Source organism: Prochlorococcus sp. MIT 1223, from assembly GCF_034092465.1.
GTDB lineage: Bacteria > Cyanobacteriota > Cyanobacteriia > PCC-6307 > Cyanobiaceae > AG-402-N21.
On record NZ_CP139303.1, the window covers coordinates 729,595 to 755,006 of the forward strand.

Annotated in this window: 22 protein-coding genes and 1 tRNA gene; 14 read left to right on the forward strand and 9 right to left on the reverse strand. The window is 32.2% G+C overall.

The genetic code is table 11. The features are described from left to right. Positions 1–5 precede the first annotated feature (5 nt). Both SOI85_RS03910 and SOI85_RS03915 read left to right on the forward strand, forming a co-directional pair. Complete coding sequence (locus tag SOI85_RS03910; RefSeq protein WP_320664924.1) at positions 6–971, forward strand: NAD-dependent epimerase/dehydratase family protein; 966 nt, start codon at positions 6–8, stop codon at positions 969–971. After that, positions 968–2,098, forward strand: coding sequence for a DegT/DnrJ/EryC1/StrS family aminotransferase (locus SOI85_RS03915; protein ID WP_320664925.1), 1,131 nt, complete (start codon positions 968–970; stop codon positions 2,096–2,098). The genes SOI85_RS03910 and SOI85_RS03915 overlap by 4 nt, the downstream gene beginning before the upstream one ends. A 13-nt stretch (positions 2,099–2,111) precedes the next feature. Here SOI85_RS03915 and SOI85_RS03920 read toward each other — a convergent pair whose 3' ends face one another. The 4 genes from SOI85_RS03920 to SOI85_RS03935 form a co-directional block, all read right to left on the reverse strand. Further along, the gene (locus SOI85_RS03920; protein ID WP_320664926.1) at positions 2,112–3,092 is read right to left on the reverse strand and encodes an NAD-dependent epimerase/dehydratase family protein; all 981 of its coding nucleotides are present in this window, start codon (positions 3,090–3,092) and stop codon (positions 2,112–2,114) included. After that, complete coding sequence (locus tag SOI85_RS03925) at positions 3,092–4,429, reverse strand: nucleotide sugar dehydrogenase (protein WP_320664927.1); 1,338 nt, start codon at positions 4,427–4,429, stop codon at positions 3,092–3,094. The genes SOI85_RS03920 and SOI85_RS03925 overlap by 1 nt, the downstream gene beginning before the upstream one ends. A 111-nt stretch (positions 4,430–4,540) precedes the next feature. Beyond that, the gene (locus SOI85_RS03930) at positions 4,541–5,008 is read right to left on the reverse strand and encodes a dual specificity protein phosphatase (protein WP_320664928.1); all 468 of its coding nucleotides are present in this window, start codon (positions 5,006–5,008) and stop codon (positions 4,541–4,543) included. 8 nt (positions 5,009–5,016) lie between these two features. Next, positions 5,017–7,383, reverse strand: a complete 2,367-nt coding sequence (locus SOI85_RS03935) for a polysaccharide biosynthesis tyrosine autokinase (protein WP_320664929.1) — start codon at positions 7,381–7,383, stop codon at positions 5,017–5,019. 178 nt (positions 7,384–7,561) lie between these two features. Between SOI85_RS03935 and SOI85_RS03940 the strand changes: the two genes are divergently transcribed. From SOI85_RS03940 to SOI85_RS03985, 10 genes are all read left to right on the forward strand, one after another. Then, positions 7,562–8,638, forward strand: coding sequence for an SLBB domain-containing protein (locus SOI85_RS03940; protein ID WP_320664930.1), 1,077 nt, complete (start codon positions 7,562–7,564; stop codon positions 8,636–8,638). A 29-nt stretch (positions 8,639–8,667) separates the two neighbouring features. After that, positions 8,668–9,408 carry a glycosyltransferase gene (locus SOI85_RS03945; protein ID WP_320664931.1) on the forward strand — a complete coding sequence of 247 codons (741 nt, stop codon included), beginning with the start codon at positions 8,668–8,670 and terminating at the stop codon, positions 9,406–9,408. Between the two features lie 262 nt (positions 9,409–9,670). Further along, positions 9,671–10,522, forward strand: a complete 852-nt coding sequence (locus SOI85_RS03950; protein ID WP_320664932.1) for a glycosyltransferase — start codon at positions 9,671–9,673, stop codon at positions 10,520–10,522. Between the two features lie 19 nt (positions 10,523–10,541). Then, positions 10,542–11,147 (forward strand): sugar transferase, encoded by a 606-nt coding sequence (locus tag SOI85_RS03955; protein WP_320664933.1) that lies wholly within the window; start codon positions 10,542–10,544, stop codon positions 11,145–11,147. A gap of 21 nt (positions 11,148–11,168) precedes the next feature. Next, complete coding sequence (locus tag SOI85_RS03960; protein ID WP_320664934.1) at positions 11,169–11,804, forward strand: acetyltransferase; 636 nt, start codon at positions 11,169–11,171, stop codon at positions 11,802–11,804. 26 nt (positions 11,805–11,830) lie between these two features. Next, the gene (locus SOI85_RS03965) at positions 11,831–13,003 is read left to right on the forward strand and encodes a DegT/DnrJ/EryC1/StrS aminotransferase family protein (RefSeq protein ID WP_320664935.1); all 1,173 of its coding nucleotides are present in this window, start codon (positions 11,831–11,833) and stop codon (positions 13,001–13,003) included. Position 13,004: 1 nt separating this feature from the next. Continuing rightward, positions 13,005–14,891 (forward strand): nucleoside-diphosphate sugar epimerase/dehydratase, encoded by a 1,887-nt coding sequence (locus SOI85_RS03970; RefSeq protein ID WP_320664936.1) that lies wholly within the window; start codon positions 13,005–13,007, stop codon positions 14,889–14,891. Positions 14,892–14,969: 78 nt separating this feature from the next. Continuing rightward, complete coding sequence (locus tag SOI85_RS03975) at positions 14,970–15,779, forward strand: polysaccharide deacetylase family protein (protein ID WP_320664937.1); 810 nt, start codon at positions 14,970–14,972, stop codon at positions 15,777–15,779. Between the two features lie 7 nt (positions 15,780–15,786). Next, positions 15,787–16,413, forward strand: a complete 627-nt coding sequence (locus SOI85_RS03980; RefSeq protein ID WP_320664938.1) for a class I SAM-dependent methyltransferase — start codon at positions 15,787–15,789, stop codon at positions 16,411–16,413. A 135-nt stretch (positions 16,414–16,548) separates the two neighbouring features. Further along, positions 16,549–17,718: a hypothetical protein gene (locus SOI85_RS03985; RefSeq protein WP_320664939.1), complete on the forward strand. Its 1,170-nt coding sequence runs from the start codon at positions 16,549–16,551 to the stop codon at positions 17,716–17,718. A 31-nt stretch (positions 17,719–17,749) separates the two neighbouring features. Here SOI85_RS03985 and SOI85_RS03990 read toward each other — a convergent pair whose 3' ends face one another. Beyond that, on the reverse strand, positions 17,750–19,501 hold the full coding sequence (locus SOI85_RS03990) for an FAD-dependent oxidoreductase (protein WP_320664940.1): 1,752 nt from the start codon (positions 19,499–19,501) through the stop codon (positions 17,750–17,752). A gap of 196 nt (positions 19,502–19,697) precedes the next feature. Here SOI85_RS03990 and SOI85_RS03995 point away from each other — a divergent pair, with 196 nt between their 5' ends. Further along, a complete protein-coding gene (locus SOI85_RS03995) occupies positions 19,698–20,732 on the forward strand; it encodes a hypothetical protein (RefSeq protein WP_320664941.1) in 1,035 nt (344 codons plus the stop codon). Between the two features lie 27 nt (positions 20,733–20,759). Here the strand turns inward: SOI85_RS03995 and rfbA are convergent, their stop codons facing one another. Together rfbA and SOI85_RS04005 are read right to left on the reverse strand one after the other, a co-directional pair. Further along, positions 20,760–21,632: a glucose-1-phosphate thymidylyltransferase RfbA gene (gene rfbA / locus SOI85_RS04000; protein WP_320664942.1), complete on the reverse strand. Its 873-nt coding sequence runs from the start codon at positions 21,630–21,632 to the stop codon at positions 20,760–20,762. Positions 21,633–22,185: 553 nt separating this feature from the next. Further along, positions 22,186–22,258: transfer RNA gene (locus tag SOI85_RS04005), tRNA-Ala, on the reverse strand. A 487-nt stretch (positions 22,259–22,745) separates the two neighbouring features. Between SOI85_RS04005 and SOI85_RS04010 the strand changes: the two genes are divergently transcribed. Beyond that, complete coding sequence (locus SOI85_RS04010) at positions 22,746–23,600, forward strand: class I SAM-dependent methyltransferase (RefSeq protein WP_320664943.1); 855 nt, start codon at positions 22,746–22,748, stop codon at positions 23,598–23,600. A 104-nt stretch (positions 23,601–23,704) separates the two neighbouring features. Here SOI85_RS04010 and lexA read toward each other — a convergent pair whose 3' ends face one another. Both lexA and argF read right to left on the reverse strand, forming a co-directional pair. Continuing rightward, the gene (lexA, locus tag SOI85_RS04015; RefSeq protein ID WP_320665108.1) at positions 23,705–24,322 is read right to left on the reverse strand and encodes a transcriptional repressor LexA; all 618 of its coding nucleotides are present in this window, start codon (positions 24,320–24,322) and stop codon (positions 23,705–23,707) included. Positions 24,323–24,386: 64 nt separating this feature from the next. Further along, positions 24,387–25,343 (reverse strand): ornithine carbamoyltransferase, encoded by a 957-nt coding sequence (gene argF / locus SOI85_RS04020; RefSeq protein ID WP_320664944.1) that lies wholly within the window; start codon positions 25,341–25,343, stop codon positions 24,387–24,389. Positions 25,344–25,412: the final 69 nt, after the last annotated feature.

Below are 25,412 nucleotides of genomic sequence, written 5' to 3' on the forward strand. Positions count from 1 at the left end.
TAATTATGAATATTTTAATAACTGGTGGACTAGGTTTCATCGGAAGCAATTTAGCGAAGAAATTGATAAAAGATAATAATAAAATAACTATTATAGATAACCTAATACCTGAATATGGAGGGAATCTAGCAAATGTAATGGATATTAAGGATGAAGTTAGTATAAATATAAATGATCTAAGGGATACAAATGCCCTAAAGCAATTGCTTAAGGGTATAGACGTTATTTATAACCTTGCGGCACAAACTGGTCATACTGAATCTATGCTAAATCCTATTAATGATTTAAATATAAATTCAAAAGCTCAGTTAAGTTTATTAGAGGTAGTCAGAGAAGTTTGTCCTGAAGCAATAGTAGTATATTCTTCTACAAGGCAAGTATATGGTAAGCCTGATTACCTTCCCGTAGATGAGGCTCACAAGATTAAAGCAGTTGATATAAATGGAATAAATAAGTTTGCAGGAGAACAGTTTCACATACTTTATAACGACGTTTACAAAATAAGATCAACTGTTTTGCGACTTACAAATACTTATGGACCAGGTATGAGAATAAAAGATGCAAGACAAATATTTTTAGGAGTCTGGATTAAAAGTTTATTAACAGATAATCCAATACTTGTTTATGGGGATGGATCTCAAATAAGAGATTTTAATTATGTAGATGACGTAGTCGATGCATTAATTAAAGCATCTAATAATAAAGACTGCTTTGGGAAAGTAATGAATTTAGGAAGCGATCAAATAATAAATCTTGAATCTCTGGCGAAAAAATTAACTAGTTATATTCCTGGATCAAATTGGAAAAAGATTCCATTTCCTAAAGAGCGAAAAGCAATTGATATTGGAGATTATTACAGTAATTATAAATTTGCTAGTAATTTACTAAATTGGCAACCAAAAGTAAATTTAGATAAGGGGCTAAAGGCTACAATTGATTTCTATAAGAAGAATTTGAATTATTATTTATGAATAATAGTATTAATAATCTTATAAAACTGAATGATTTTAAAAGAGAACCATCCAGTTTAATAGAAGATCAAGTCAAGGCTGTAGAAAAGGTTTTGAATTCTGGTTGGTGGATATTAGGTAAAGAAGTAGAAGATTTTGAGAAGTCTTGGTCATCTATATGTAATACGACGCATTCAATTGGAGTAGCAAATGGACTTGATGCTATAGAGATAGGTCTTAGGTCTCTTGATATCGGTATTGGAGATGAAGTAATAACAACTCCCGTTACAGCATTTGCAACTACTCTTGCGATACAAAAAACGGGGGCAATTCCTGTTTTTGCTGATATTGATCCTAAAACAGGATGCTTAGATCCAAACTCAGTAGCGGAATGTATAAGCAGAAAAACCAAAGCTATTTTGGTCGTGCATCTATATGGAAGGAGTGCAGATTTAAATCATTTATTAGATATATCTAAAAAAGAAAATATATATTTGGTTGAGGACTGTGCTCAGGCTCACTTAGGTAAGTATGAAAGCAAAGCCTTAGGTAGTTTTGGAATTTTTGGTGCCTGGAGTTTTTATCCAACAAAAAATCTTGGAGCAATAGGAGATGCTGGAGCTGTAACTACAAATGACAATTTAATTATGGAAAAATCAAAAAGTCTCAGAAATTATGGCCAAACCAACCGTTATACGCATCCAATTCTTGGTTTAAATAGTAGGTTGGATGAGTTACAAGCAGCTTTATTAAATATACGTATTAAGCATCTTCAAGAATGGACCACAAGAAGAAGGGAAATTGCAAAAAGATATTGGGAAGAAATAAATAATAAAAACATAAGTTTATTATCTAAGCCTAGTAATATGTTGAATCATGTGAATCATCTTTTCATAATAATTTGTGCAGAAGGTACAAGGAATAAGATTCAATTTCACCTAGAAGAAAATGGGATTCAAACTTTAATTCATTATCCAATATTAAATAATAATCAAAAAGCAATATTAGAGCACAGAGTAAGCCCAAAAGGAGTTTTCAATGCGGAGAATCATTGTAATAGGTGTTTAAGTTTACCCATACATCCATTTTTAACAGAAGAAGAAGTTAATAGAGTAATTAATGCTTGCAATAGTTTTTCTATTAATTAAATAATTAACACTTTTATCTAAGCCACCAAGGGTTCTCTTTTGCCCAATCCATGCAAAAAATTATTCCTTTATTAATATCAGTCTTAGCTTCCCAATTAAGTAATTCTTTCGCTTTTTCGACTTGAGGAATTCTTCTAGGTATGTCTTCATACGATTTTCCATACCTTTCTTTTGTGTAAAAGGTCTCAGGCTCTAAATTATTTCCAGAAAGATCTATTATATTTTTCACTAAATCTGACATTTTTGTTTCAACATTAGAGCCTATATTAATGACTTCAGAAAGTGTATTTCTACTTCTACTTGCTCTAAATACTCCCTCTATTGCATCACCAACATAAGTAAAACATCTTGTTTGTTTTCCAGAATCATAAATAAGTGGAGGTTTTTTATTCATCGCATTATAAATTGATTTTGAAACAACAAAGATAGGGGCTTGTCCAGGACCATAAACATTAAAAAATCTTACTATTGTAAATTCCAAATTACTGCTTCTCCCTAAGGCAAAAAGCATATGCTCACAGACAGCTTTACTGCTGCTATAACTCCATCGATCAACTGAAGTTGGTCCTAAAACACGATCGAATGATTCTGCCCAAGGTGTATTTGGATTTTTTCCATAAACTTCGCTAGTGCTTGTGAATAACACTCTTGTTTGATTGATAGCAGCTAATTCAAGTAAATTTCGTGTTCCTCCTACGACAATATCAATCAAAGCTAATGGATCATTTATATAGTTCTGAACACCAACGACACTTGCAAGATGAAACAATTGAGAAGCATCTTTCTGATACCAATCTATGATTTTTGATTTATCTCTTAAATCACCCTCAGTGTAATAAAAATTCCTATGGCTTTTGATTTTTTCAAGTCTTAAAGCCTTACTTAAAGGCAGAATATCAAAATTATGTACTTCATATCCTTCGTCAAGTAAGCGACTAATCAGGTGAGAGCCTATGAAACCAGCTCCACCAGTAACCATAATTTTATTACTCATTACCTTCCTACTCCTTTAAAGACAAATCCTAATTCAAGGAAAGCCTCTATCTCCTTTCTTTCAAAATACATTCGACCATCAAAAATAACTGCTCCTGGAGCCAATAGCTCCTTCATCCTTTTATGATCTATCTTCTCAAATTCTTTATGTCCCGCAAAGAAAGCTAATGCATGTGCTCCATCCATTGCTTCATCTATTGAAAATGCTCTCTTAAGAGGATTAAAAAGAGCATAATCCGAATCATTCACGTAAGGATCAAAAGCTTTAATTGAATAGCCCAACTCTAATAAAATTTTAATTGCGGGTAATGAAGGAGTAAACCTACAATCACCTGTATTATTTTTGAAAGCTAAACCTAATATCCCTATCTGAATTTCATTTTTCTCAAGTTTAGGGAACTTCAAAGATAGAGTTTCATCTAAACGATTTGCAGAATAAATTGGACTTTCTTGGTTAACAATTCTTGAAGTGACTGCTGTCTTAAAACTGGAGCCAAAAGATTCAGCGAAAGCATTCATAAACCATGGATCCTTTGTAAGGCAATAACCACCAACACCAATAGAAGGCAAAAGTATATTCACAAAATGTTGTCCCTTAGGTAATGAGTTAGTTGCTTTTATAACAGGTAATACATCAATCTCTAGAAAATCTGCTACTTTCGCTAATTCAAAAGATAAAGCAATATTTAAATCAATCCAAGCATTATCTGCAAGTTTAACTAATTCTGCTGCAGATGAATTTTCAACTCTGATACATTCAACTCCTAAAGATTTAGTCCAAAATTCTTCTGCTAATAATGCACTCTCATCGTCAACTCCTCCTACAACAACAGGTATATTTTTACATTCTTCTATTGCATTACCCTCAGCTAATCTTTCAGGACAAAATGCAACATAAACTTTAGCAATCTTGCTCAGAGGCTTAGCCACCAACTCTTGAGTGGTTGAGGGAGGAACAGTACTTTTTAGAATTATTAATTGATCATCCTTTATATATGGCAACATACTAGAAATTGCAGATTTAATAGCAAAATCATCCGCACTTCCATCTTCTTTTAAAGGTGTACCAACTGTAATTAAGATAACATCTGCTTCAGTAATCTTTGATATATCTGTTGATGCAGTTAGACTATTGTTATTTATTGTTTTGTTAATTAATTCCTGCAATCCAGGTTCATTAAATGGACTATTGGCTGAATTATATATCTTAATTAAAGATTCATTAATATCAATTGCAGTTACATTAAACCCTTTGTCTGCTAAGACAGCAGAGAGAACTGCACCTATATATCCAGCGCCAATTACAGCTATATTTTTAAAGTCATGATTTGATTTCACAAGAAAAATTATTAAAGATTCATTCTAAACTTTATTTTCTAATTTTGCTTATTTATTTTATGAATCAAATCATTAAAATATAGTACTATTAACTAAAAGCTATTGATAGATTTAAGAAATGTTGATCTTATTTAAAATAGATAGTTGGCCAGGGAGCGGATTTGTTCCTGGGTGAACCTGCATCAAATAATCAAGAGACTCTTGTGGAGTTAAACCATGACGTGATACAAGCCATGCCATGCAAACAAGTGGGGATCTTTCCATTGCTGCGACACAATGTACAAATACTGGGCCGGTTTGTTTGATCTCAGAAAGCATATCTAAGGCTTCTCCCAATTCTTCCAATTTAGGCATTCTCCCAGCTTTATGGTCAGGCAATAAGGCCCTTCTACAATTAAACATATTATTCATTTCTTTAGGAGCAGAAGCCTCCGACTCGCTGCATAGACTTAATATTGAGGATATCTTATTTGTTTTAAGAATTTCAAGATGGCCCATATTAATTGGAGCTCGTCCTATAGCCAATTCATCTACAAGTACCCAATGAATTCTAAAATAATTTGATTCAGATTTAATCATAGTAATATTTAATTCTCTATCCAATTAATAAATTTAGCAGCCTTATCTTTAAGTTTTTTTATTAAGTCAATAATTTCTTTTCTAATTAACTGCCTTTTACTAAGCTTTTCTCTGGCTTGTATCCCTGCATCGATATTTTCATTAATCTTAGTTGGTTCATCTATAGCATAACTTGCGTAAACCTGAGAGTAATATGAATTTGTCTCTGATTTAAGCTCAGGCTTAAGAGCATTTGTGACTACTCCTAATAATGTAGCTCCGCTAGAATATATTCTTTCTAACGAAGCAATAGGCATTGATCTATCTACATTATTAAGACTAACAAGTAGAATCATTCCATCTGTATTCGCTGCAACTAAAGCAGCATCAGCTAATCCCAGAATTGGAGGAGTATCATAAAGAACTAAATCATATTTGCCAGATTGTATTAACTCATCATTTATTTCTTTCATTCTATTAGAACTAAGTAGTCTTGTTGGATCAGGAGGTTTTGTTCCAGCTGTAATTACAAACCAATTTTCATTGGCAGGTACTTTTTGAATTACATCTTCTAAAGAATTATTCCTATCTATAAGTACATTACTTAAACCTTTCAAGTTATTTACACCAAGTCTATGGTGGAGTTGTGGCTTTCTCATATCTGCATCTATCAAAACAACTTTTATTCCCATCTCTGCAATTGTTTTTGAAAGTAGAGCATTAAGAAGTGATTTACCTTCCGAGGGAAGACTACTAGTTATAGCAATTGACTTTAGTTGCTTCTCACTATTTAAAAATCTTATTGAAGTGTATAAGTTACGTAAAGATTCTTGATAGAAAAATCTCTCGTATTTCTCTTTTTCTTTGTCTTCTTCAGAGTCAAGAAGATTATCTAGATCATCAAATAAAAATCTATTATCTTCGCGAACACCCTCAAAAAAAGTAACATGGGGTATATGAGCTAACAAAGGAACATCTAACTCTTCAGTTACTTCTGAAGAGTTACGATAAACATAATCTAATTTATCTCTTAAAAGAGAAGCACCTATTCCTCCAACAGCGCTAGTTAGGATACCTAACATTAAATTGATTGGAATTGATGGCTTTATAGGAGAAGATTCCATTTTCGCAGATGAAATAATCCTCCAAGGTATACTTTTTTGAGCCATCTGTAATTGATATCTATCTCTAGCAGACATTAGACTTTGTAAATTCCTTTCTGCTATTTTTAACTGTGTAGTGAGATTAGTGTAAACCTTTATATTATAAGGTTGCTCAAGAAAATCAGTTTTATTGTTTAATCTTTGATTTTTCAACGTATCTAAATTCTTATAATTTATTTCCAAAGCTATGTCTACTGTTTTTAATTGATTCTTAATTACCAAAGGTTCTAATTTATTTAATCTAGACTTAAGTCCTTTAACAACTTCAGAGTTTTCAGTGAATTTTGTTCTCGCCGCAGCTAATTCAGACTCTGCTTTAATTAATTGATCTAATAATCCTTTATCAAATTCTGTTACTTCAAGACCAGAATTAGAATTAAATCCTCCTAAGCTATCACCAAAACCTGATGCTGATATCGTTCTATTTATTATTTGTTTTCTAACATTTTTAAGACTGGCTATCTCTTTCTCTAAAAATAAAATGTCATCTCTAATATCACGCTCTTTTATTTTAATGGCTCTACCTTCATAAGTAGGGTCTATTACTCCATATTTTTCTCTAAATGCTTCTAACTTACTCTGAATCTCAATTGTCTTTAACCTAAGCGATGGTTCCTGATTATTCAAAAATTTCAATCCATCGATTAAACTCTCTGTTTTCTGCTCAAGTGCTGCCTCTAAATATCTTTTGGCCAATGCTTCAAGTATTTTCTGCCCCAATTCTCTATTATTAATCTCTAATTTAACATCTAAGACCCCCCTAGGTCTTCTTCCAGCAAATACGGAAGGATGATCTATAGATAACATTCCAGCCAAAGAACGAGGATTAATATTGAACTCCTTAGCAACATCTGATAGATAAAATGGACTTTTAAGCAAAGAGACCAATGTTGGCACATCAGCGGAAACTCCACTGCGGGCTGCAAGTCCAAAAATTCCTTCGTCAGCCATTAGATTTTTATCTATTTCATTTCTGACAATTGGATCTTGTATCATCAAAGAGAACTGTCCAATATATACAGGTCTAAATATTCTTAAATAGGTTGTAGTTACTCCAAAAGCTATAAAAATCGAACTTGCTGTTACATAAAAGATTTTTTTTCTACGTAATATAGCTTTCCAAATTTCTCCAAATTCTATAAAGTCTTCATTAGAAGCAAATGTTTTACGACTTAAAGCTCTTGTTGTTTCATCGCCCTGTGATAACTGATTTGACTTTGAATCTTCAAGCATATTTCTTATCCCTGTAGTTCTTATCCCTGTAGTTTATATACTACATTAAAATAGGCAGAAATTAGCAGGCAAAGTTCCGGTTCGCTTATGCAAGATCTGAAAAAGCCCATTCTATGCTAATATTAAAAATATTATTGAGAAGAAATTGAGTGCTCGGAAACCTGTGAGCAGCCTGTTGTTGGCTATCTTCCTGCTTTCAGCTGATTTAATAGGTTTGCCTTTAATTCATTCAAAACCTGCCCAAGATAGTCAAGCTAACAATAAAGAGATTGCTTTAAAAAGAACCAACAAAGAGCAAGGCATTAATAATAATGATTATCTAATAGGGCCTGGAGATAGCTTATATTTAACTCTTTACGGTGCAAAAGAATTCAATGGTAACTATAATGTAATGAGAGATGGTTATGTTCGACTACCATTAATAGGCAATGTAAATCTAAACTTTAGTACAATTGATGAAGCCTCATATAAGATAAAAGAATTATATAAATCACAATTACTAAATCCAGAGCTTCACTTAAAAGTATCTAAGACGAGGCCTCCTAGAGTAGCGATTATAGGGGAAATAAATAATCCTGGTATTTACGTATTAGGGAAAGGAGAAAGTTTTGCGAAGGTTCCTACATATTCAGGAGAACTTCCTACCCTTGTTGACGCAATTCAAGTAGCTGGTGGTATTACAGATGAAACAAATCTAACCAATGTAAAACTAATTAGAAGGTTAGCCGGAAACAAGCCTGAATACAAAGAGGCAAGCATTAACTTAATAGAGCTATTAACAGATGGAAATCATGTGCAAAATCCTCTTATTTACGATGGTGACACTATTAAATTAAGTAAAGCAAAGTATATTCCTGACATTGATAGAGATAAAGCATTAGCTAATTTATCACCTAAAACAATTGTAGTGAGCATAATTGGACAAGTTATAGCGCCAGGAAGAATAGAAATACCAAGGAATACCCCTTTATCTCAGGCCATACTCCAAACTGGCGGAGTAATCCCTATGAAGGGAAATAAAAGCAATGTTCAATTAATTAGGGTAAATAGAAATGGATCAGTTTCCAGAAAGAAATACAGGATGAATATAAGTAGAGGAGGATCAGAAAAATATAACCCAATACTTAAAAATGGGGACATTATTAATGTGACAACAAGTACACTAGGGAGCATTACAACAGGAGCAAACGCAATTACTGAACCATTAAGCCCACTAGTAACTGCAATATCGGCATATAGAATATTCACAGATTAAATTAGAATGTAAATTAGCAATCACCAAAAATGAATATAGATATAATCACAGTTAACAAGAACTCTGGTTATCAATTTAAGAAAACAAAAGAAAACATCCTCTCTATTTTAGAAACTGAAAGTAGAGTCTCTTGGTTAATTATAGACTCCAAGTCTTCTGATATAAGTTCAATAATATTATCTTCTATAAGTCCCAGCAATAACATAAGAATAGTCAAAGCAGTTGATAGCGGCATATATAATGCAATGAACAAAGCCATAGAAATTACGAAATCTGATTATGCCTTATTTATAAATAGTGGTGATACTATAAATATTGACGCTTTTAGATTAGCTCTACTAAAACTAAAGATTATCAGGACAAGTCTTATTTGTGGATATAGATTAGAAAATAATAACTTACTGAATAATCTTATAAACTATTTGCAAAATTTGCTAGGTTTATCTATGCCTTCATCACACAATTCTATTATATATGAAGTTAAGGCACTGAAAAGACATAAATTCAAAGAAAGATACTTATGTGCTGCAGATTACGAGCAGTATTTAGCGCTAAAAAAGTCAAATCATAGGTTTGTCTACTCTAAGAGATTTAAAATTACTAACATAAATGCTAATGGTTTTATCGCTAAGAATAAAATTAAAAGTTATATAGAGTATATTGATATAAATTATTTATACCAATATCATATTGTTAGCCAATATTGGCAGTACAGACTATTTATCTTAAAATTATTGAAGAGATTCAATAGCAAGATTATTGCTCAATAAAGATTTGGAAATTCACTTCGCCTACGGAAATATAGCTGTTGACATCTGGCTAAAGCCTATATGTCTTAGCTCGTCAGATAAGACTATGATTTATTATCAATCTTTAACACCTTGCCATACAAAAAGTAAAAATATAATTAGGATGCCAAACTGGTTCAATGTAAAGTTCTCCTACGACAGTAATATTTTACTATTTCTACCAAGTTGTATTTATTTATATCTTATCTTTATTAAGAATAGGCATAGCAAGTGTGTATTTCATATGACTTCTTTTTCATTACTACCGCTAACAATAGCAAAGCTAGCTGGAGTAAAAGAAAGGGTTTATTTTAATCATGGTTTTGCAAATATTGATTCTATCGGGATTGTCAAATATATACTCTATTTCATGGAGTTACTTAATATAGCGCTTTCTACAAGTGTTATCACAGTTTCACCAAAACATTTAGAATATCTAAAAGGTAATCTTCTAACAAAACTTAAACCAATAAAAGTTCCATTACCAGGTTCATGTAGTGGTATACATAAAAGCAGGTATCTCTCTTCTGCAGATTTAAATAATAAGATTTCAAGTTTTTTAGATGAAAGTCAGCCTATAGTTTTAAGTTATATCGGTAGGCCAATTGCAAGAAAAGGATTTCCACTAATTTTAAATATTTTCGAAGAATTGCTTACAGAGATGAAGGAAAGAGAAGTGAAGCTTCAAATAATGGGAATAAATAGGCGTTTAATAGAAAAAAATATAAAAAATCAAGCTAATTTAGCCTTTATAGAATCAATTTCTTTCACATCAAATATTGATAATTATTTAATGAAATCAATTGCAATTATATTACCTAGTATGAGGGAAGGATTTGGGAGCGTGCTACTTGAAGGAGCAGCTAACGGGAATGCAATATTCACTTTTAACATTGAAGGTCCAAATTGCCTTACTAAAGATGGATATAATTCAATTATTATTCCTAAAGGCTATAATGCAAAGGAATTTGCCAAAACTATATCAAAAACACTTAGAGATAAAAATGGAACTATTAAACTTATGAAACAAGCCAGGTTGTCATCAGAGGAATTTGAGCAATCATTAATATTGAAAGAATTAAGAAAAATTTTATAACAAATCAATCCTAATAGTTATGTATTGCTTATTTAAAGAATTTATTGATAGGGTCTCAGCATCAATTTTATTTATTATTTTTATACCTATATACATATTAATTAGTTTAATCGTCTTTATAGATCTTGGAAATCCAATATTCTTCAAGCAATCAAGGCCTGGGCTTAAGGGTAAATTATTTACTCTAATTAAATTTCGAACTATGCAAAGTATAAAAAGTAAAGATGTAGATTTAATTTCAGACTCTAGTAGAACCTCAAAAGTAGGTAAATTCCTCCGAAAGACCTCTCTTGATGAACTACCTGAACTAATAAATATAATAAATGGTAAAATGAGTTTCGTTGGCCCTAGGCCACTTTTAATTGAATATTTAGATCTATACTCACCTGAACAAATGAGGCGACATAATGTAAAACCTGGACTTAGTGGTTGGGCACAAGTAAATGGAAGAAATTCAATATCGTGGGAAAAAAAATTTAAATTAGATCTATGGTATATAAAGAATCAAAGTTTCCTGTTAGATATAAAAATATTGTTTCTGACAATGATAAGAGTTATTAGAATGGACTCAATATATTCAGATGGAGAATCAATTAATACTCACTTCAAAGGTCATTTAAATTAATCTTAATTGTAAATAGAACTCATGAATAGATTACTTATTATTGGAGCTGGAGGACATTCTAGAGTGATACTTGAAACAGCTCAAGCAATCGGCTGTTATTCTGATTATGCTTATCTAGATGATAAATACACTAAGGAAATTGAATCGGAAACTATTAACGGCATTCCTATAATTGGCAAGATATCCTATTTATCTAGTGATTTTTGTAAATCTAATTATAATTCAGCAATAGTTGCAATAGGTGATTCAGCTATGAGAGTTTCTATTTTAAAAAAACTATTAAAATATTATCAAGTACCCTTTCTAATTCACCCCAATGCATATGTTGCAGCGTCAGCCACTTTGGATAATGGTACTGTAGTTTTTGCGCAAGCTGCAGTACAATCCAATGCTGTTGTTGGAGAAGGTTGTATTATTAATACTTGTGCATCTATAGATCATGATGTTGTTTTAGCTGAAGGAGTACATATTTGTCCTGGAGCTCACTTAGCAGGCAATGTAAGAATTGGCAAATCAACTTGGGTAGGCATTGGTTCATCTATTATTCAAAATATTAATATTGGCTCAAATGTATATATTGGAGCAGGATCAGTAGTTTTAAAAGACATTAATAGTGGCTCTCGAGTGGCAGGAGTTCCTGCGCGTGCTATATCTTAGCCCTAAAAACATATACAATCCCTGTTTTGAATTTACCTTATTGGCCAGAGTTTGATAGTTCTCAAATCAATGCCGCAGTTAAGGTTCTCAATTCTGGAAAAGTAAATAAATGGACAGGGAATGAAACAGAGAACTTTGAAAAAGAATTTGCAAGTTTCTGTGGGACTAAATATGCAATTGCATTAGCAAATGGATCAATAGCTCTCTCAGCTGCTCTAAAAGCACTTGGGATAGGAGATGGCGATGAAGTTATCACGACTCCTAGAAGCTTCATCGCTACTGCTTCTTCAATTGTTTTAGAAGGCGCCCAACCTGTTTTCGCTGATATCGATAAAGATTCAGGTTGCATTACTGCCAATAGTATTGAACCTCTTATTAATCATGCTACAAAAGCAATTTTGGTAGTACATCTCGCAGGGTGGCCGGCAGATATGCTATCTATATGCAAATTAGCAAAAAGTAAAAATATATTCGTAATAGAAGACTGTGCTCAAGCTCATGGAGCTGAGATAGGGTCTAAAAGTGTTGGGAGCTTTGGTGATATTTCAGCTTGGAGCTTTTGTCAGGATAAAATAATAAGTACAGCTGGAGAAGGCGGAATGATAACTACTGATAGAAGAGACCTATGGGAGAAGGTATGGTCACTAAAAGATCATGGTAAGAGTTTAAATTCATTAAAGCAAAGTAAAGCCTTAAAAACGTATGCCTATAAGTTCATGCATGAAAGCTTTGGTTATAATTTTAGGCTGACAGAATTACAAAGTGCGATTGGTAGAATACAATTAAGGATGCTATCAAAATGGAACGAAATCAGAACAAGGAACGCTTTAATTTTATTTAAGTATCTAGAATCAATTCCTAGTATAAGAATTGCCCTACCTAAAAAGGATTTAAAGCATGCTTACTACAAAGTATATGTTTATCTAGAAAAAAGATATCTTAAAGATAATTGGAATAGAGAAAGGATAATGCATGAGATAAATAGTCAAGGATTTCCTGCCTTCTCAGGTACATGTAGTGAAATTTATCTAGAAGATTGCTTTAAAAAGAACTCTAAGTATGGTTTTCAAGTATTGCCGAACGCAAAACTACTAGGAGAGACAAGCCTAATGTTCTTAGTTCATCCAACTATAAATGAAATTCATATGAATAAATACTCAGAAATAATTAGAAGTGTTTTACTAAATTCGATAAAATAAAATGATAACTAAACTCAAACAATTTCTTAATTATCTTTTGGGGCTTAAACCATCAAAGAGGAAGCTAGTATTAATTTTTGCTGACTTAGCTTCAATCCTGATCTCTATAAGGATAAGTTTTTATTTAACAGGGCTTCAGATCTCATCTTTACACGAAAAAGAAATAGCTCAAATAACTTTAGAGGCTATATTCTTAGGCATAATTCTGTATGGCTTTACAGGACAATATAATAGTATATCAAGATACCTAAGCAGTGTTATCTTCTACAGAATTGCTGCAAGAAACTTTCTATTAACTCTTGGATTAATAATAATCAATAGTCTTTTAAATTTAAACTTATCTAATACTCGATTATGGATACTATTTTGGATATTAATAACTAGCATTACTTCTTTGACTAGAATATTTGCTAGAGATATATTGAGAATATTCCAAAATAATGATAAAGTTAATAAAAATAATATAATAATATATGGAGCAGGAGAAGCAGGAGCTCAACTAGCCTCATCAATACAACTAACTGGTGTTTATAATATCAAAGGGTTTATAGATGATGATTTTAGATTATGGGGTAGAGACTTATACAATGTTCGTATTAATCCGAAAAAATATCTCTCGGAAGTTGCAAGTACAATTGACGAGGTATTACTAGCTATTCCCGCAATAAACAATTATGAAAGGAAAGAAATAGTCAACTATGTTCAGAATCTGGGTATAAAGATAAGGCAAGTTCCATCAATAAAAGATCTTACAACTGGAAATGTAAGGATTAATGATTTAAGACCTATTTCCATCGAAGACCTTCTTGGAAGAGAAGCTGCGCCTCCAAATCAAGTACTACTAGAAAAAGTTATTGATGGATCAGTTATTTGTGTCACTGGTGCAGGGGGTTCAATTGGCAGTGAGATTTGCAGACAAGTATTGAAGAATAATCCTTCTAAATTAGTTTTAGTAGAACAAAGTGAACTAGCTCTTTACACCATATATAATGAGATTAATTCTAATAATGTATCTAATGTAGAAATATTACCTCTACTTGGGAACGCTTGTGATTACTATTTTATAAATAAGATTTTTGAGCATGAGTTTGTAGACTTAGTCTTTCATTCTGCTGCATATAAGCATGTACCATTAGTAGAAATGAATGCGATTGAAGGCTTAACAAATAATGTACTTTCTACTGAGTCAATATGCCGAGCAGCAGAGAAAAATAAAGTCAAGCAGGTAATTCTGATCTCTACAGACAAAGCTGTTAGGCCTAAAAATGTTATGGGCGCGAGCAAAAGAGTTGCAGAATTGATTATACAAAATTATGCTAATAAGCAATATTTAAAGAATTCAGAAGACAGAACTACATGTTACTCAATGGTTAGGTTTGGAAATGTTCTAGGTTCCTCGGGGTCAGTTATTCCACTTTTCCAAAAACAGATTAAGGAAGGTGGACCTATCACATTAACTGATAGTGAAATGGAAAGATATTTCATGACAATTGAGGAGGCTTCTCAACTTGTTCTACAATCTTCAGCGCTAGCAGATGGTGGCGAGGTCTTTTTACTGGATATGGGGGAACCAATAAAGATAAAGTACTTAGCCGAACAAATGATTAAGTTAAGTGGTCTAACAGTGAAAGATAAAAGGAGCGGTATTGGAGATATCGAAATTATTACAACTGGAATCAGACCTGGCGAAAAACTATATGAAGAACTATTAATTGATGGAGATGCAGAGAAAACAATCAATCCTTTAATTTATCGTGCGAAGGAATATCCTATATCATACGAAAACTTGTCAAAAGAATTAGATTCATTATTTGAAAGCTTGAAGATTAAAGAGTACAAAGCAGCAATTAAATCTCTAGATAATCTAGTTGAAGGTTGGTCTAAGTAATACCTACTAAATTTTAATAACTCTACAAATAAACTATTTTATTTGTTAAAATACAATATAAGTAACATTAAAAGAAGAATGAAATATTATAGCCTAGGAATTGATTGGGAGGATTTTGGACTTATAAGTTATGATCAAGGTAAGATAGTAGACTACAAAAGTTTTACAAATGATTTCAAAGATGAAACATTCTACTTACTAGATTTTCTAAAAGAAAATAAAGTAAAATGCACCTTTTTTATCAATGCCAGAACAGCAGAAATACATCCAAAACTAACAAAGATAATCAGCCAGTATGGACATGCTATTGGATCTCACGGTTACAAGCACGTAAGCAGACAATCGTTAACTAACAAGGAATTTCTAGACGACTCAATTTACTCTAAAAACTTGATTGAAGATATTATTCAGAAGGAAGTCGTAGGATATCGATCACCATTACTTTCTATTTCAAGAAGTGATTATCTAGATAGTTTAAGGATTCTAAAGAAGGCAGGCTATCAGTATGATTCAAGCATAACAGTCAAATGCTTATCTAAATTACCTAATTACCCTGCAAGAGATGTAATCAAAATAATACCTTTAACATCTGTTAAGTTTGGCTTTATCTCTCTAAACCTAGCTGGTGGTTCGACTTGGCGAATTTTACCATCTTTTCTAACCTCTTATATTCTCAAAAGTAAAATGACCTCCAATAATAGTTCCTTTTATCTTCATCCATACGAGTTTGGAAATCCAATTAATCCTTGTAGAGGAATATCTTCTAAAGCAAATATATTAAAAAAATTCGCTATATATTTAAGGTGGAATTTCAACAAAAATGCTATTGAAGAAATAATAACAGCCCTAGCCAACTCTCAAAGAGTTAGCATATCTGAAGTAAAGTGATGTATCAATGATCTCATCTGCTAATCTCTCTCAAAATTATTGGTCTAAAGCAAATAAGTGGTTTATAAACACATATAAAAACTCATGGCTAGAAGAAGTTATACACGCGCCTGTCAAACTAAGAGAGAATATAGCTGTTACTACCGCGGGTTTAGTAGAAGCGAAAACCTTACTAGACCTGGGTTGTGGGCCCAGCAGAGTACTCGCTAAAGCACTAATCGAAGCAAAAGTTCAGTCGGCAGTAGGTATGGACTTTAGCGAATTTATGCTTGAAGAGTCTTCTAAGTACTTAAGTCAACTTAATTTAACGAATAGAGTGATCCTAAGGAATGTAGATTTGTTAGAAATAAATGATTACCCAGAAACAGATATTTGCTTTGCTCTAGGTTTATTTGATTACATTAAAGAAGCTAAGTTAATTGTATCAAAAGCCCATATATCTTCAAAATATTTAGTATGCTCATGGCCTGCTAAAAATCCAAGAAATTTTCTAAGAAGATTCAGATACTCTTGCCCCATCTACACATATGATAAAGAAGATATATTGAAATTATTTGATAGTATAGGAGTAAGAAATGTCCGGCTTATCCCAGCTGGAGGTTATTCAGGATATATAACAATATCCTATAATTAGTGTTTTGAAGTTTAATCTATAAAAGAAGGTCCTGAACTCTGATGGTATTAATAGAGAGTGATTATAATTAAAATGAATTTTCAATCATTGATTCATACTAACTTTAGGTTAAAATACATTTATTAATAGCTCAATATGATTCTTGCTACGTTTTGCATAATTTTCCAATTTATTATTTTTAATAGATTTGGTAAGTTAAAAGCTATTGAATCTGCTCTTTTAGCGATAATTAGGACTATAGCATCTCAACAATATTCATCTATATTTCCATATTCGGATATGGTTGATTATTACTGGCCTATTGTAAAATCATGCGGACCAACACCTATATTTCGCTATGATTCTATAGCTAGTTTTTTACATTGTAGAGGGATTATAGACTCCTTGAATGATATAAATCTTATATATGTATCAATCGGTTCTATATTTATATCATTACTACTTAAATTAAGTAATGATATGGAGAAACGATATAACCTAATAAATAATGTCTCGGATTTACGTTTTATTAGATTAATAAAATTTTTATTTGTATTTGACCCCAACTGTATTATTTACACCACTGTACTTGGTAAAGATATAGTCCAATTTAGCTTAGTTTCCTCTTTAATATACTTTCTAAGTACGCCAGGTGTTCGAGGTTTAAGATACCTAATTCCTTCTTTTCTTTGGATATTTTTCTCGAGACCATATTTTTTATTTTTCATAACAATTGCCATTGCTATGGCATTTGTTATTCCATCAATGAGATTAAAAGTAAGTCTTAAAGATTTGGGGAGGATTCCCCGAATTAAGGGAATTAGAAAATCCAAGGCCCTTACTGCTATAACGTTATTACCTTTTTTAGTAATGTTATTCTTCTATTCTTATCAATTTTTCGATTTTTATACAGACTTAAGTATCTTTGACATATTCGATGTTCTTGGTTCATGGAATAGAAGCATGGGAGGAGTTTTATCTTACCCAACAGAAACACCATTCCCGATTAAATTTATTTATTTCTGGGTTTTACCTTTAGGAATAATTCAAAAAGGTTTAGGAGCTTTTGTATTCACTATTTCCAGTCTTACTTGTTTATATTTTCTCTTTAATATATTTAAAAATATACTTAAGATTAATACTTATGCAAGTAAATTTTTATTTTCTTTGACTATCATTTATTCTGCAGCCTTCTCATTTATTGCTAATAATTCGGGAATAACAAGTAGGTATAGGTTTACTTGTATAATGCCAATACTTTTTATTTTTACAGTATTTTCATATTTCGAACGCAGAAAAATGAAACAAGAACAACTTATGAATTAATGTTTTACTCCTAATTGCTTACTATTATTGTTCACTCTAATAACATACCACTAGAGGTTGATAAAGGTTTTGTCTTGTTGACGATAACTTGAAGACTATCTTTTAATTTTCTTAGTTTTTTGCTTTGCACAATTAATTTATAGTCATCTGTTAAGAGTATTTTGTAATTAACATTTTCACTATTTTTACTAGTTGGGAAATCAGTTCTTTGATGTGCTCCTCGACTCTCCTTCCTCGACAACGCTCCTAACACTGTTGCCTCAGCAGACATCATGGAGGCTAGTAAATCGTAAGTTGAAATCAAATCACTGCAACCCTCACCATCTAATCTGACATCTAGATATTTCGCTTTCTCCTTTAATTCCTCAATTTTTTCTAAAGCAACTTGCAATGAATTATCTTCTCTTACTACACCACAATATTCCCACATTATTTCACCTAATTCATGTTGAAGTACTGATGAATAATATTTCCCACTTTTCATTAATTTATCAATATTTTTAGTTGCTTCTTGAATGATATGATTTGGCCTTGATACATACTCTTTATTTTGAGAATAAAGAGAAGCTGCTTTGCCAGCTCTTTTACCAAAAACTAATATCTCAGCTAAGGAATTTCCTCCTAGTCTATTTGCACCATGGAGACCTCCGGCAACCTCACCAACAGCATAGATTCCATTTATACAAGTAGAATGAGTAGTCGGCTCGACATCTATTCCTCCCATTGAATAATGAGAAGTCGGAGCAACTTCCATTGGTGTTTCTGAGATATCAATGAATTGTTCATTGAGAAATAATCTATAAATGCGAGGTATTCTTTTAATTATATCTTCCTTATTCCTGTGTGTTATATCTAAGAAAACTCCGCCATTCGGAGAGTTTCTTCCTGCTTTGATTTCTAAATAGTTTGCTATTGTTACTCTGTCCCTGGTAGATAGTTCCATCCTTTCCTTATCGTAATTAATCATAAATCTTTCATTGTTACTATTTAATAATTTACCTCCTTCTCCTCTTACTGCTTCAGTAACTAATGTCCCTGCAATTTCATCAGGCTTTAATATTCCAGTAGGATGAAATTGAACCATTTCCATATCAACTAATTTACAACCCGCCTTTAAGGCAAGATAAAGGCCATCGCCAGTATTCTCTTTTTTTCGAGAGGAACTTCTTTTCCATATACCAGTATGTCCACCAGTTGCAATTACTACTGCATCTGCTAAATGAATTGATTTTTCAGCTGAATTCATATTGAATGATATTGCTCCAAAGCATGTACCATCACTTACCAATAATTCTGTTACATATTGACTATCAACAATAGGAATATTTAGTGAATTTGCCTTATTTAATAATGTATTTAAGATTGTTCTTCCAGTATAATCACCTGAGAAGCAGGTTCTTCTATAGGTATGGGCACCAAAAAATCTCTGGTCAAAATTACCATTATTTAATTTAGCGAAATCAGCTCCCCAGTCTTCTAACTCATTAACTAGATCCATAGACTCTTGGGCCATTATTTCGATAGATCTAGGGTCTCCTAATCCATAGCCTTCTAAAAAGGTATCCGCAAAATGTTGTTGCCATGAGTCTTCTTGATCAACATTCCCAAAAGCCGCATTAATTCCTCCCGCAGCCAAAGCAGTGTGAGCATCAATTTTGGATCTTTTGCTTAAGACTTGAACAGATAGACCTCTTAGCTTTACCTCAATGGCTGATCTAAGTCCGGCTCCACCAGAGCCAATGACTAATACATTATTTATTGTGGTGGTAAATTTATTTTCCATTTTAAATAAATGCTATAAACAACTTGAGGAAAAACAATCGGATTTGAATGAAAGATGCAAAGAAAATAATAAGTATGGTAACATGAATTACCATTAGGTACATAGATGAAAGTAAATATAGAGATAATAAATTTATTTATTAATTTCAAGTGTATCTTCTTTAATTTAAGAATAATAAATTACAGTTAATTAATAGATGAATAAAAATAAAAGCAAAATTGAATACGAAGAACCCATTCTAAGCAAAGATGAATTAGGGGCTGATCAAGTAAATACTGAAAATTATGTAACTGTATTTGATCATAAGTTCATAGCTCAAGGTCTCTGTCTCTATAATTCGTTAGTTAAAAATGAAGGGAAATTTATATTATGGATAGTATGCGTTGATATAATTTGTTTTAATGAATTACAGGCTCTTGGACTAGAAAGTATAAATCTAATTAATTTAAAAGATGTCGAGACAGAAGAGTTACTTAGAGTAAAATCTTCAAGAAACAAAGTTGAATATATATGGACGCTAAGCCCTTTTGCTCCAAGATTTGTTTTCGAAGCTGATAAGTCCATCGAAAGAGTTACCTATATAGATGCTGATATGTTTTTTATAAAATCTCCGCAACCTATTTTCGAAGAGTTTAATAACAGTCGAAAAAGTGTTTTAATAACATCTCATAGTTATTTATCAGAATATGATCAATCAGAGAAATCAGGAAAGTATTGCGTTCAATTTATAATCTTTAAACGCAATGAAAGTGAGCCAATAAGAAAATGGTGGGAGATAAGTTGTATTAATTGGTGTTACCAGTATGTTGAAGATAATAAGTTTGGTGATCAGAAATATCTGGATGAATTCCCGATAAGATTCAATGATAAGGTTCATATTTTAAATAAAGAATATTCTATTCAAGGGCCATGGAATGCAGCTAAGTTCTTAAGTAAAGATTGTATTTTATATCATTTTCATGGTCTAAGGCTTATAAATAACAGACCCGGTCTTATTCTTCTATCTAAAGGATATAAAATACCTCAAGAAACTTATTCGTATATTTATAGTAAGTATACATATTTATTAAATATATTATTTAATGAAGGTAGTTTCAAATGGAGAGGGCAAGTAAGCAAGGATAACATTACTCTTTTATGGATTAAGGAGATAATATTGTTTATTTTAAGCCCTTTGAAAATTTATAGGAAGCCTATTGTACCACGACACATTTACTACCAACTTAAGTAAGTATCTCAATTAATGTGTATGAAGTAATTATTTTTCCAGAAGTTGCATTAGATAGCTTGAGTAATCATTTGAGATAGAACTATTAGCAAGTTTAACAAGCTGAGAATCATTTATCCACCCATTTCTCCAAGATACTTCTTCAGGGCAGGCTATCTTAAACCCTTGTCTTAATTCTAAGGTTCTAATATATCCAGAAGCCTCATAGAGTGAATCAAATGTTCCAGTATCTAGCCAGGCCATTCCCCTACCCATTAGCTCTACAGAGAGTTGATTGTCGTCAAGATATAAATTATTTAAGTCTGTTATTTCAAGCTCACCGCGACTTGACGGCTTAATTTGTTTTGACCTCTCAACAACAGTTGAATCATAGAAATAAAGTCCAGTTATTGCATAATTACTTTTAGGAAACTTTGGTTTTTCAGATAAACTTAAAACATTACCATTGGAATTAAATTCAACTACTCCATATCTTTCTGGATCTTTTACTGGATAAGCTAGTACTTTTGCTCCTGTTCTCAATTTACTCATATCTAGTAATTTTTGGATTAATCCATCTCCATGAAAAAGATTATCTCCAAGGATTAAAGCAACTGAATTACCATCCAAAAACTTTTCTCCAATCAAAAAAGAATCAACAAGGCCAACAGGGTTAACTTGTAACTTATAACTTATTGAAATTCCCCATTGCTCACCATTTTTGAGTAATTTCTCAAAGTAAACCTTATCTAAAGGATTAGTTATTAGCAAAATATCTTTAATTCCTGCAAGCATTAATGTACATAAAGGGTAGTAAATCATTGGCTTATCATATATTGGCAAAAGATGCTTATTTAAAACATTAGTTAAAGGACGAAGTCGGGTACCTTTACCTCCTGCCAAGATTATACCTTTGCTTATCATGATATAAACTTATCCTTCTATATAAGATATTTATTATGTTAACATAAAAGAGTAGTCAGAACAAACCTATAGCAAGTTGATACGCTGGAAAGGTTATATAATTTTCAAAGTAATGCAAAAGTAATAATTTCAGTCAGAGGAGGCGTTAAGCCAATTAAAAATAAAAAATCTAACAAGAATAGGCAATAAATCTCTCATAAAAATTCAATCTAATTTGAATAAGTATAAAATCTATATAAGTATGATTGACTAATTAAATAGAGCATTTATTCTTTAATAAAAAGTTCAAATTAGGGCAAGATCTTCAAGAAATGAGCAACGGTATTTTCCTTCACATAATTGATTTCCTGAGTGCGCATCTTTAGTTGATTCAGTTTGTTTGTATTTTAAATCTTTGATCCATTTCTCTACTTCTTCGTCTCCTAACTCTTCTGCATTTTGCCAATCAGCAAGTGCACCTTCTTTTTAATTAGTCATCTTTAACATAGAAAACCGATACGGTTTTCTATGTTAAATAGTTCAGATCAATTGCTATACCTTTTCTAATCCTTGATGGAGCCAAGCGGATTTGAACCGCTGACCCCCTGCATGCCATGCAGGTGCTCTACCAGCTGAGCTATGGCCCCTTATTTGAGTTACAACATTAATATAGCAAGTTATAGGAAACAATCTCCTTAGGATGAAATGACTTATTGATAAAATCAGACAGTTTTCTATAGTCGATAGTCTCCTTCTCACTCAAATGTATTAATTTTGTAGTGAATTATATGCCAATAGCTTAAATGGCCTTGAGATCTACTTGATATGCAAACTAAACATACTTACTTTCTCAAAAAAAATTTGGGACTAGAATTTGCGAATAATTAATTATTATATTATAAATTAAAGATGAGTAATATGAATTTTCTAATATTTTAAAGTAATGATTTTAATCAAACAACTATTTTGGTTTAAATATTTCTAGTTATATGTCGTCATAAAATCGGATTAAGGGTTAAATTATATAAACAACTGCAATTAAAAGACTTTGAACTTTATATCCATGAAAATATAGAGATAATTCTTCTAAGACTTACTACATGTTAAAATAGAATAATAATCTGAGAGCATTGAATGAAAAACTTAAATATAAAGGCAATAGCAAAAGCTATTGTATATAAAAACTCATTAATAAAAACAATAGTATTATTTTTCTGGAAAAGGAAATTTGCCTATAGTTATTATAATAAAAAGCTTTCTTTAATAAATAAATGGGCCATAAAAGATAATGAATTGTCAAACTTCTACTATGACTTAGAAGAATTAAACAAAGATTACCTTGCTAATACTATTTCAATTATAACAGGAGTTAGCTATGATCAGATATACACATACTTTAATGAGTTATTAAAAGACAAAGAACTTTTTACTTCTATTAACAACTCTCTTAAACAAATATCTGAATATGGAAAAGATATTAAATTTGCTTATGGCAGAAGGATTGGCTGGTATGCATTTACAAGAATTTTAAAACCTAAGCTCTTAGTTGAAACAGGAGTGGACCATGGAATCGGGTCATGTGTGTTAACTAGTGCTTTACTAAGGAACAAAGCTGAGGGATTTGAAGGTAAATATATTGGCACAGATATAAATCCAAATGCTGGAAGATTACTTGTGGAGCCTTATTCATCCATAGGGGAAATAATATATGGAGACTCTTTAGAATCTTTAGCTGCAATCGAAAATAATATAGATTTATTTATAAATGATAGCGATCATAGTGCCGAATATGAATATAGTGAGTATTTACAAATTCAACAAAAACTTTCCAGAGAGTCAATAATACTTGGAGATAATTCACATGTTACAGACTGTCTCTCTAGATTTTCAAAAAAGCTAAATCGTAGTTTTCTTTTCTTTCAAGAAAAGCCAAAAAATCACTGGTACCCTGGAGCTGGAATTGGTATATCTTTCAATAAAAATATCTAAAAATTAATTCGAACAAATCTTATCTTAGTGAATTTAAAATTCAATTACTATTGAAAATACTAACTCTTGTTTTTTTTACTTTAATCATCTATATATTCCAAAATTTATGAATGAGTCTTTCTCCAAACGGCCAATAATTTTCCTTGTATTTGCACCTGTGTTGCATCTATTTCAATAGGTTCATACAAAGGATTAGCAGCCTCCAATCTGACTAAAGGGCCTTCCCTATAAAAATGTTTTAGGGTTGTACCTGAACCAGGGACCATTGCGCTCACGACAATTCCGTTTCTTAATCGAGAAGGATCATGAACTGGCTCCATCAAAACCTGATCTCCATCAGCAATAAAAGAATCAATCATTGAATCACCATTGACTGTTAGAGCAAACAATCCTTTTGTTTGAAGTACAGATGTTAAGTCAAGGGTCTCCTGTACATCATCAAAAGTTTCAACTAATCCACCAGCAGCTACTGAACCTAAAACAGGGATACCTGAAGAAAAGATGTCTCCCAAAAGTTGCAAAGTTCTAGCTTGTCCTTCTTTCCAGGTAATCCACCCTTTTTCCTGAAGATGCCTCAATCTGCTTTGGATCGGTGCTGGGGACCTTAGCCCCATTGCCTGCATCATTTGCCGAATAGAGGGGCTATGATGATTGGTTCCTATGTATTCAGAAAGCCAGCTATATAGCTCTTCCTGCGCTGGGGTTAATGGTTCTTCTGACATTGGAAATAAAGGCTCTTTTGCGTCCCAATACATATGTACCTATCATATCTGTTTAGCGCAAGTGCTATAACCCTCCAAGTAGCGCCGCTAAAAGAGCTTGTTGTATATGCAAGCGATTTTCTGCCTGACTAAATATTCGACTTTGATTGCTTTCTATCACTCCATTTGTAATCTCTTCTCCTCTATGCGCAGGCAAGCAATGAAGAACTATTGCATTTTTATTAGCTTTGCATAGCAATTCTTCATTAAGGCAAAAATCTGCAAATAATTTTCGCCTTTGAATTTGTTCTTTTTCCTGCCCCATGGAAGCCCAAACATCAGTATAAATTGCATTTACACCTTTAACTGCATCCCTTGGATCATTGGTGATTTCAATAGTTGAGCCAGGTAAAGCTAGTGAGCGAGCTTTTGCTAAAAAAGAATCCTTCGGTTCAAACCCTACTGGGGTAGCGATTCGTACATTCACACCTAACAGGGATCCACAAATCATTAAAGAATTTGCAACATTATTTCCATCACCTACATATGCAATAGTTTGACCTTTAAGTTCTCCGAACTCCTCCTTAATTGTTAGGTAATCAGCCAATGCCTGACAAGGATGTTCCGAGTCTGTTAAAGCATTGATAACTGGTACAGAGGACCAAAAAGCGTAATTATTTATCTCTTGTTGAGCAAAAGTTCTTATAGCTAAAACATCGCAGTAGCGACTAAGAACCCTTGCGGTATCTTCCAAAGGTTCCCCTCTTCCAACTTGAGAGATTTGTGGATTTAAATCTATAGTCTGACCACCTAATCTTGCCATTGCCACTTGAAAACTAACTCTTGTTCGTGTAGAGGCTTTACTAAAGATCAATCCCAGCACCCTATTGCCAAGGTCTATTCTTCTATCACCATTTTTTAGTTGAGTAGCAAGATCAAAAAGGGCATTTATTTGATCTTGAGTTAAGTCAGATGAAGATAAAAAGTTATTACCTTTTAAAGGGCTTAATTTTGAGGCTACTCCGCCGGCAACTGACTCCATAAAGCAAGTCCTAAAGATCCTTTATGAAACATCAAGAGTGTTGTCGTCAAGTATCAAAAAAAAATATTT

Coding starts and splice junctions, on each gene's coding strand:
- SOI85_RS03910 (WP_320664924.1), top strand. CDS start 6: ATGAATATTTTAATAACTGGTGGACTAGGTTTCATCGGAAGCAATTTA.
- SOI85_RS03915 (WP_320664925.1), top strand. CDS start 968: ATGAATAATAGTATTAATAATCTTATAAAACTGAATGATTTTAAAAGA.
- SOI85_RS03920 (WP_320664926.1), bottom strand. CDS start 3,092: ATGAGTAATAAAATTATGGTTACTGGTGGAGCTGGTTTCATAGGCTCT.
- SOI85_RS03930 (WP_320664928.1), bottom strand. CDS start 5,008: ATGATTAAATCTGAATCAAATTATTTTAGAATTCATTGGGTACTTGTA.
- SOI85_RS03935 (WP_320664929.1), bottom strand. CDS start 7,383: ATGCTTGAAGATTCAAAGTCAAATCAGTTATCACAGGGCGATGAAACA.
- SOI85_RS03945 (WP_320664931.1), top strand. CDS start 8,668: ATGAATATAGATATAATCACAGTTAACAAGAACTCTGGTTATCAATTT.
- SOI85_RS03950 (WP_320664932.1), top strand. CDS start 9,671: ATGACTTCTTTTTCATTACTACCGCTAACAATAGCAAAGCTAGCTGGA.
- SOI85_RS03955 (WP_320664933.1), top strand. CDS start 10,542: ATGTATTGCTTATTTAAAGAATTTATTGATAGGGTCTCAGCATCAATT.
- SOI85_RS03960 (WP_320664934.1), top strand. CDS start 11,169: ATGAATAGATTACTTATTATTGGAGCTGGAGGACATTCTAGAGTGATA.
- SOI85_RS03970 (WP_320664936.1), top strand. CDS start 13,005: ATGATAACTAAACTCAAACAATTTCTTAATTATCTTTTGGGGCTTAAA.
- SOI85_RS03975 (WP_320664937.1), top strand. CDS start 14,970: ATGAAATATTATAGCCTAGGAATTGATTGGGAGGATTTTGGACTTATA.
- SOI85_RS03980 (WP_320664938.1), top strand. CDS start 15,787: ATGATCTCATCTGCTAATCTCTCTCAAAATTATTGGTCTAAAGCAAAT.
- SOI85_RS03985 (WP_320664939.1), top strand. CDS start 16,549: ATGATTCTTGCTACGTTTTGCATAATTTTCCAATTTATTATTTTTAAT.
- SOI85_RS03990 (WP_320664940.1), bottom strand. CDS start 19,501: ATGGAAAATAAATTTACCACCACAATAAATAATGTATTAGTCATTGGC.
- SOI85_RS03995 (WP_320664941.1), top strand. CDS start 19,698: ATGAATAAAAATAAAAGCAAAATTGAATACGAAGAACCCATTCTAAGC.
- rfbA (WP_320664942.1), bottom strand. CDS start 21,632: ATGATAAGCAAAGGTATAATCTTGGCAGGAGGTAAAGGTACCCGACTT.
- SOI85_RS04010 (WP_320664943.1), top strand. CDS start 22,746: ATGAAAAACTTAAATATAAAGGCAATAGCAAAAGCTATTGTATATAAA.
- lexA (WP_320665108.1), bottom strand. CDS start 24,322: ATGTCAGAAGAACCATTAACCCCAGCGCAGGAAGAGCTATATAGCTGG.
- argF (WP_320664944.1), bottom strand. CDS start 25,343: ATGGAGTCAGTTGCCGGCGGAGTAGCCTCAAAATTAAGCCCTTTAAAA.